At 44.1% G+C, this 6,122-nt stretch carries 9 protein-coding genes and 2 pseudogenes; 6 read left to right on the forward strand and 5 right to left on the reverse strand.

From position 1 onward, the window contains the following. Window positions 1-47 precede the first annotated feature (47 nt). From H6S82_RS14710 to H6S82_RS14725, 4 genes are all read left to right on the forward strand, one after another. Window positions 48-230: a hypothetical protein gene (locus H6S82_RS14710; RefSeq protein WP_190473118.1), complete on the forward strand. Its 183-nt coding sequence runs from the start codon at window positions 48-50 to the stop codon at window positions 228-230. Between the two features lie 194 nt (window positions 231-424). Beyond that, the gene (locus H6S82_RS14715) at window positions 425-697 is read left to right on the forward strand and encodes a hypothetical protein (RefSeq protein ID WP_190473122.1); all 273 of its coding nucleotides are present in this window, start codon (window positions 425-427) and stop codon (window positions 695-697) included. Further along, entirely contained in the window at window positions 676-927 is a 252-nt protein-coding gene (locus tag H6S82_RS14720; protein ID WP_199315548.1) for a type II toxin-antitoxin system RelE/ParE family toxin, read from the forward strand. The genes H6S82_RS14715 and H6S82_RS14720 overlap by 22 nt, the downstream gene beginning before the upstream one ends. A 112-nt stretch (window positions 928-1,039) precedes the next feature. Then, window positions 1,040-1,189, forward strand: a complete 150-nt coding sequence (locus H6S82_RS14725) for a hypothetical protein (protein WP_190473125.1) — start codon at window positions 1,040-1,042, stop codon at window positions 1,187-1,189. Window positions 1,190-1,256: 67 nt separating this feature from the next. Here the strand turns inward: H6S82_RS14725 and H6S82_RS14730 are convergent, their stop codons facing one another. The 3 genes from H6S82_RS14730 to H6S82_RS14740 form a co-directional block, all read right to left on the reverse strand. Next, window positions 1,257-1,427 carry a hypothetical protein gene (locus tag H6S82_RS14730; RefSeq protein ID WP_190473128.1) on the reverse strand — a complete coding sequence of 57 codons (171 nt, stop codon included), beginning with the start codon at window positions 1,425-1,427 and terminating at the stop codon, window positions 1,257-1,259. Next, window positions 1,424-1,774 (reverse strand): restriction endonuclease subunit S, encoded by a 351-nt coding sequence (locus tag H6S82_RS14735; RefSeq protein ID WP_190473130.1) that lies wholly within the window; start codon window positions 1,772-1,774, stop codon window positions 1,424-1,426. Before H6S82_RS14735 ends, H6S82_RS14730 begins: the two co-directional genes overlap by 4 nt. A gap of 321 nt (window positions 1,775-2,095) precedes the next feature. After that, a complete protein-coding gene (locus H6S82_RS14740) occupies window positions 2,096-2,467 on the reverse strand; it encodes a VOC family protein (RefSeq protein WP_190473133.1) in 372 nt (123 codons plus the stop codon). A 100-nt stretch (window positions 2,468-2,567) separates the two neighbouring features. On the opposite strand from H6S82_RS14740, the gene H6S82_RS14745 reads away from it, so the two are divergent. Both H6S82_RS14745 and H6S82_RS14750 read left to right on the forward strand, forming a co-directional pair. Next, on the forward strand, window positions 2,568-3,290 hold the full coding sequence (locus tag H6S82_RS14745; protein WP_190473136.1) for an OB-fold-containig protein: 723 nt from the start codon (window positions 2,568-2,570) through the stop codon (window positions 3,288-3,290). Window positions 3,291-3,350: 60 nt separating this feature from the next. Further along, window positions 3,351-5,429: a flotillin family protein gene (locus H6S82_RS14750; RefSeq protein ID WP_190473138.1), complete on the forward strand. Its 2,079-nt coding sequence runs from the start codon at window positions 3,351-3,353 to the stop codon at window positions 5,427-5,429. 371 nt (window positions 5,430-5,800) lie between these two features. Here the strand turns inward: H6S82_RS14750 and H6S82_RS34375 are convergent. After that, a pseudogene (locus H6S82_RS34375) lies at window positions 5,801-5,857 on the reverse strand (hypothetical protein); the annotation flags it as partial. 45 nt (window positions 5,858-5,902) lie between these two features. Then, window positions 5,903-6,122: pseudogene (locus H6S82_RS14760) on the reverse strand (hypothetical protein); the annotation flags it as partial.

Here is a 6,122-nt window from a genome sequence, read left to right on the forward strand (position 1 = left end):
CTGATTTATCTGTTCTTTGGTGGGAATGAGTTGATCTCGCTTTCTCTGTGTCTGTAGCTAACGCCATTACTAATCCTTTCCAATCGAGCGTCGCACTTTCGGAACAAGAGTGCGATCGCCCTTTTCGCTATGTCAGTGCTGGTAGGGATGAGAGTGCGATCGTACTTTTTCGGATGTCAGTGCTGATGGGGATGAGAGTGCGATCGTACTTTTTCGGATGTCAGTGCTGATGGGGATGAGAGTGCGATCGTACTTTTTCGGATGTGAGTGCGATCGTACTTTTTCGGATGTGAGTGCGATCGTACTTTTTCGGATGTCAGTGCTGGTGGGGATGTGAGTGCGATCGCTTCTTTTTTCTATGGAATATTAAAAAGCGATCGCTCAGATCATAGCTATAATTGAGCTAACACAAGCTACACTACCCATGCCGGAATCCTTACAAACTTCACGACTCCAGCAAGCGATCGATACCGTAGAATCCCTATCGCTTGAGGAACAAAACCTAGTCGTTGAAATCTTGCTCAAACGACTACAGAGAAAACGCCGAGAACAACTACTTCAAGAAATAGGAGAAATTCGTCAAGAAGCCTCTCAAGGCGTAATTAAATTTGGTTCTGTAGACGATTTCCTCAAGGAGTTAGATACTGGAGAAAAATTGCTTGGACTCCCAAATCTTTGCGAGCATACAAACGCCTAATCCGGCAAAATCCGCAGTTGCGAAGCGCGATAGAAGAAACCCTTCGACAACTTGCAACCGATCCCTTTCATCCTACTCTCAAAACTCACAAACTATCTGGTGAGTTTGATGGGATTTGGTCAGCTTCAATTGATTACAGTTATCGCATTTTGTTTGAGTTCACTGTCACAACTGACTCCGAAGAAGCAATTTTACTGCTCAACCTTGGTAGCCATGATGATGTCTATTAAGGAAAAGTCTATACCTGAAAATCATTTAAAAGGATCGTTTTTGTGGAATTAGATAGTGCGATGGATGTAGGTGCGTTCGCGTAGCGTGCCGTAGGCAATCGCCCTTTTTCGGATGTCAGTGCTGGTGGGGATAAGAGTGCGATCGCGCAGCGTGCGACGAGAGCGCAATCGTACTTTTTGGGATGCAAGTGCTGGTGGGGATGGGGGTGCGATCGCTTCTTTTTTCTATGGAATATTAAAAAGCGATCGCCTTCCAAAATAAAGTGCGATCGCGCAGCTGACGAACCGCATATTGCTACTCATTTATCATCAAATCTTCCCTTCTTTAATTACTTCTGTACAGCCGCAGCCCGTTTATCCTCCGCTCTACGTTGCCATTTTTGAGCAATTTTCTCTGATTCTTCACTAAACTCTTTTATTTTTTGTTCAACTTCTTTAGCAAAATTAAGGACTTCATCTAATTCAGCTAATTGTTGTTCATTCAACGATGGCTTTGTCATTGCAAATTCTCCAACCGATTTTTTAGATTATTAACTAACATTTTAGTTTCTAATACTCTACCCAGTTCACCTGCCAAATCTTCCCCAGCTTCCTGAATTTCCTCCTCTGTATTTGTCTCGGTTGCCGAAAGGTTTTCTACTATACTGCGAATTCTTCTTCTTTGTGTCTCAACAAATAGCATAGCACTGCTAAAAGAAACAAAAAACTGAATTAATCTAGCATTTTCGGGAAAGCGATCGAGGATAGTTCTAGTTAAGGTAAGTCCTGTGGTAGCCTCCTGCTCAATTTGATTAAGTTCTTGATTTAATTGCTCGACAAGAGCAGTGATTTCTGGTGGAATAGGCATTTTGTAATTATATTGTAGCAGAGAATGAATAGCGCGATAGAAGGCGTGAGGTTACAATCGGGCTACTTAGATTATAAAGTGGGAGCGTGCCAAAATGAATTAGAGAGTGCGATCGCGACAGCGATGCTCCCGCATTATCGCTGCTTTTTTCTATGAAATATTAAAAAGCGATCGTCTTTGACCAAAATCAACCATTCACTCAACTTTTCACACCACTACTCACTTCTATGTTGGAGATGTCTAATAGGACTTACGCACGCTCTTGCTTTGCGTAAGTCCCGTCTAAACATCTCTAATTTGACTTTTGCGATCGATTCTCAGCTAATTCTTGCTAGCAGCAGCAACAGGTACTGGTTCGTAAAGATACTCAAAACCATTACCATCGAGATCGCGACCGTAGAAAGAGGCGGTGCCATCGCGATGTTCGTGAATACGGGTGACTTGAACTCCTTGGGCTTTCAGCTGTTCGTAGGCAGTTTCCATTTCCTCACGCTCGCTGAAAACAAAGCCAAAATGCGGCCCTGCTTGATCGTAACCCGGACTCAACAGCGCCAAACCATCTTGTCCAGCTTTGAGATAAGCCCAGTCTGCATCTTTCCAGACTAACTCCATGCCCAAGTTTTTGTAGAACTCAGCTGCTTTGTCAATATCATGCACGCAAATAGCGACGTGCCCCAGTCGTTTCAGCTTCATAGGTTAAAAATCTTAACGTTTCTCCCTACATATGATTGTATGGCAGCTACTTTAGAGTTAGTTTTGCCTGTTTCTCATACCGAAGACAGACGATCGCTCTATGCTGTTTAACCCAGTCAACCTACCTTACTGGATTTTCCTGGGAATGGGAGTCTCGTTGTTCCTGTTAGTCATTTTTTCCGGTGGGGGAGACGACGATCTCGATTTAGACGCCGATGCGGATGTCGATGTTGATGCAGATGCGGGTAGTTTGCACTTCGACACAGACGCTGATGGCAACGGTGACTTTAACGCTTTGCAAATACTCGGATGGTTGGGTTTTGGTAAAGCACCGCTAATCTTGTTGCTGGCTACTGATTTTAGTCTTTTAGGACTGATTGGCTGGATGCTCAACGTGGCAATAGGCAACATCTGGGGTATTGCACCCAAAGGTTTTTTGGCAGGAATTGTAGCGCTTTTGGCGCTGGTAATCAGTTTGTTTGTAGGTAGTGCGATCGCTCGACCGCTCGGTAAAATTTTCGCATCTTTTGGGGAAGATGCCAGCAGCGATCGCATTATTGGTTGCATTGGTACGGTTAGTTCCGCCAGTATTCCTGTGGAAAACCAAGGCAAAATCGGTCAGGTAGATGCGATCGATTCAGCTCGCAATCTTGTCACCATCAGTGCCGCATTACCGGAATGGGCAAAAATTATACCTTGCCGAGGTCAAAAAGTATTGGTGATCGATCGGCTGCCTCAATATTATCTCGTCATCGTCAACGAGAGTTCCGATCTAGACCATTGGTTAGAAACTTCAACAAAAAACAACCGAAAAGTTAAGTAGGGTCGGCACCGCCCACCTCGTCTCACGAAAATCAAAACTTTGCAATAGGTTTAAATCGCCATGCTCTTTTGGCTAACTTTCATTCAATCTTTACCCATCGCTACCGTTGCTGAAACTGCACCGACACAGCCGCAAACAAACGTAAATTCGCAAGATTCGAGGTCTGCGTTAATGGCGCAAACACTTCATCCTGCACCCATTCAGCCAACACTAGCACAAGCGGATGTATTAGGTGGAGGAGTTACTTTCTTCGCCGGACTTGTTGCTGCTTTGGTTGTATTGCTGCTGGTAAGCATTTGGGCTTATACGCGGGTTTATGTAATTACCCCCACTAACGAAGCTTTTGTTAGAACTGGCGGCGTTTTTATGAAGAAGAAAACCGTGTTCCTCAACGGCGGTTGTATTGTTCTGCCAGGATTTCACGAACTCACCCGCGTACCCCTGAGAGAAATTTCCATTGATGTTGAGCGCACTGGTAAACTTGCCGTTCGTACCAAAGATTATTTGAGAGCGGACATGAGAGTTACCTTTTATGTCTGTATTACTGCATCGGAAGAAGATGTGCTAACTGCTGCCGCTCGACTTTCCCAACAAGGGAAGATTACGCCAGAGAACATCAAAAATGCTTTGGAAAAACGGGCAGACGATGCCATTCGTGCCGCAGCGAAAACTAAGGATTTGGCAGAAATCGATTCCGATAAGTTAGGGTTTGCCCAAGAAGTTTTAAACTTAGTCGAACCGGATTTGAAACGAGTGGGTTTAACCCTGAATAACATCGCCATTTCGGAAATTGAAGAAGGAGATACCTACGATACCAACAATTTCTTCGACGCTCAAGGTGTGCGCCTGCGAACGGAAACTATCCAAAAATCGATTCAGCAAAAACGAGAAGTTGAACTGACAACCCAAGTTTCGATCGAACAAAAAGAACTGGATGCCCAAAAGCGCTCTCTGCAAATTGCCCAAGAGAAAGAAGCTGCCAAACTGGAACAGCAATTGCAAGTAGAAGCATTGAAGGCTCAAAAAGAGCGGGAAATTGAAGAAGCAAAAGCGCGAGAAGCTGCCACAGTGCAACGCACCAAAATTTTACAAACTAAATCCGTAGAAGAGGAAGAAATTGGCAAAAAATTAGCCATTCAACAAAGCCAGATCGATGCAGATATCGCTTTGGAAGAACGCAACAAACAACTGAAAGTAGCCCAAACATTGCAAAAATGCGAATCAGAATTAGCTGAAATTGCGCGGCTGCAAAATGTAGAAGCTGCCAAACTGCAAGCGCAAGTGCAAGTAGCCGAATCGGAAAGACAAGCAAAATTAGCCCAAGAAGATGTCGCCATTGCAGTTGCTAACAAAAAACGAGACAGTTTCGTTGCGGAAGCACAAAAAGCCAAAGCAGAATCAGCCGTTACAACAGCCAGCGCGGTTGAAAAAGCGGAACGGGATAAGCAACTTTCGATTATCGCAGCTGAGAGGGAAGCGCAAGAACGTCGCATTTCCGATCAAAACGTCGTCGAAATCGATGTTTTCCGACGCAGAAGGCAAGCAGAAATCGCTCAACAAGCGGCAGAGTTGGAAGCAGAAGCTATTCGCACTTTGGCACAAGCTAACCGCGATAAAGCTTTGGCAGAAGCGGAAGGTATTGAAGCGAAGATATCTGCCGAAAATACGATCAGCAATGCCAATCTAAGTGCCAAGATTATTACCGCTATTTGGCCGGAATTGTCAGAGAAACTGCCAGAAATTGTGCAAGCTTTGGCACCGCAGCCGGGTGTTTTGGGCGATACCCGCATTTACTCTTTCCCAGGCGCAAACGGTCACAATGGTAATGGTGCAGGTGATGTGAATAAACTGTTACTTTCAACAAGTGGTTTGGCGCTGATTAACACATTGTTGGAAGATGGAAAGTTAGGAGAAGTAATTGGACAAATCAGTCATTTGGTGCGTAATGATGGCAGTAAACCGTCTGTTTCTTTAGATGGTGAAATGTCAGCAGATGTGAAATTATCGCCGAAAGAGCAACCGACAGTAGCAAAGCGGCAAATTTCTGATTCATCACCTCGAAAAACGACAGCAATGCCAACTTCTCCCGCACAACCTACGGTTATTGGCAAAGATGATAACGGAGGTTTGACATCCTAAATGTAGCTTTTTTATGAAGTGCGATCGCACTTTTTAAAGCCGCTTTCAGATGATTACGTCCAACCCGGTTTCTCGAAGAAAAGACTAGAAACCCGGTTTCTTGAAGAAACCGGGTTTCTATTTTGTATTCAACTAAAACCGTTATAATTAGTAATATCGGGTATGGTAGCATCGGTAGTGTAAGAATGATGTTGAGGATTGTCTGTGCTGAATCGTTGGTTAAATTTTCACCACAGATGAAAACAGATAACCACAGATGAACACAGATGGAAGCCAAAATTTTTCCGCTCCCGATGCAACCGGACATAATGTAAATTGCCTAGTGCGTTACGTTCCCTTACTCGATCGCCAATTGAACGTGTAATGCTCAAAGCCTGTTGATGGTAATTAATCGCTTTTTCATATTGTCCTAAGTGGTTGTAGACAATGCCTAGATGCTCTTAATTTTACCACGTTTTTACCCTTTTCTCAGCTTACTGCAAATTAAGCGATCGCACAACCTGTCGATCGCTAAAGCGAACTCGCAATCCCACTTCCTTCACATATAAATTTATGTATGACATCAGCGCCGAAATCAAGACAAGAACGCCCACCATTTCAAACAATTCTTCCACGGTACTGACGATCGCATAAACGAAATTTTCTTGCCCGTACAAATTTGAATAGTATGCACCCACCATTTCTACGCCGAGT

The organism is Planktothrix sp. FACHB-1355 (assembly GCF_014748295.1).
In the GTDB taxonomy this organism is placed as follows: Bacteria; Cyanobacteriota; Cyanobacteriia; order Cyanobacteriales; family Aerosakkonemataceae; genus Aerosakkonema; species Aerosakkonema funiforme_A.

What these genes read in the sequence shown, in the direction of transcription:
- H6S82_RS14715 (WP_190473122.1), top strand. Translation starts at nt 425, where the DNA reads ATGCCGGAATCCTTACAAACTTCACGACTCCAGCAAGCGATCGATACC.
- H6S82_RS14725 (WP_190473125.1), top strand. Translation starts at nt 1,040, where the DNA reads ATGTCAGTGCTGGTGGGGATAAGAGTGCGATCGCGCAGCGTGCGACGA.
- H6S82_RS14730 (WP_190473128.1), bottom strand. Translation starts at nt 1,427, where the DNA reads ATGACAAAGCCATCGTTGAATGAACAACAATTAGCTGAATTAGATGAA.
- H6S82_RS14735 (WP_190473130.1), bottom strand. Translation starts at nt 1,774, where the DNA reads ATGCCTATTCCACCAGAAATCACTGCTCTTGTCGAGCAATTAAATCAA.
- H6S82_RS14740 (WP_190473133.1), bottom strand. Translation starts at nt 2,467, where the DNA reads ATGAAGCTGAAACGACTGGGGCACGTCGCTATTTGCGTGCATGATATT.
- H6S82_RS14745 (WP_190473136.1), top strand. Translation starts at nt 2,568, where the DNA reads ATGCTGTTTAACCCAGTCAACCTACCTTACTGGATTTTCCTGGGAATG.
- H6S82_RS14750 (WP_190473138.1), top strand. Translation starts at nt 3,351, where the DNA reads ATGCTCTTTTGGCTAACTTTCATTCAATCTTTACCCATCGCTACCGTT.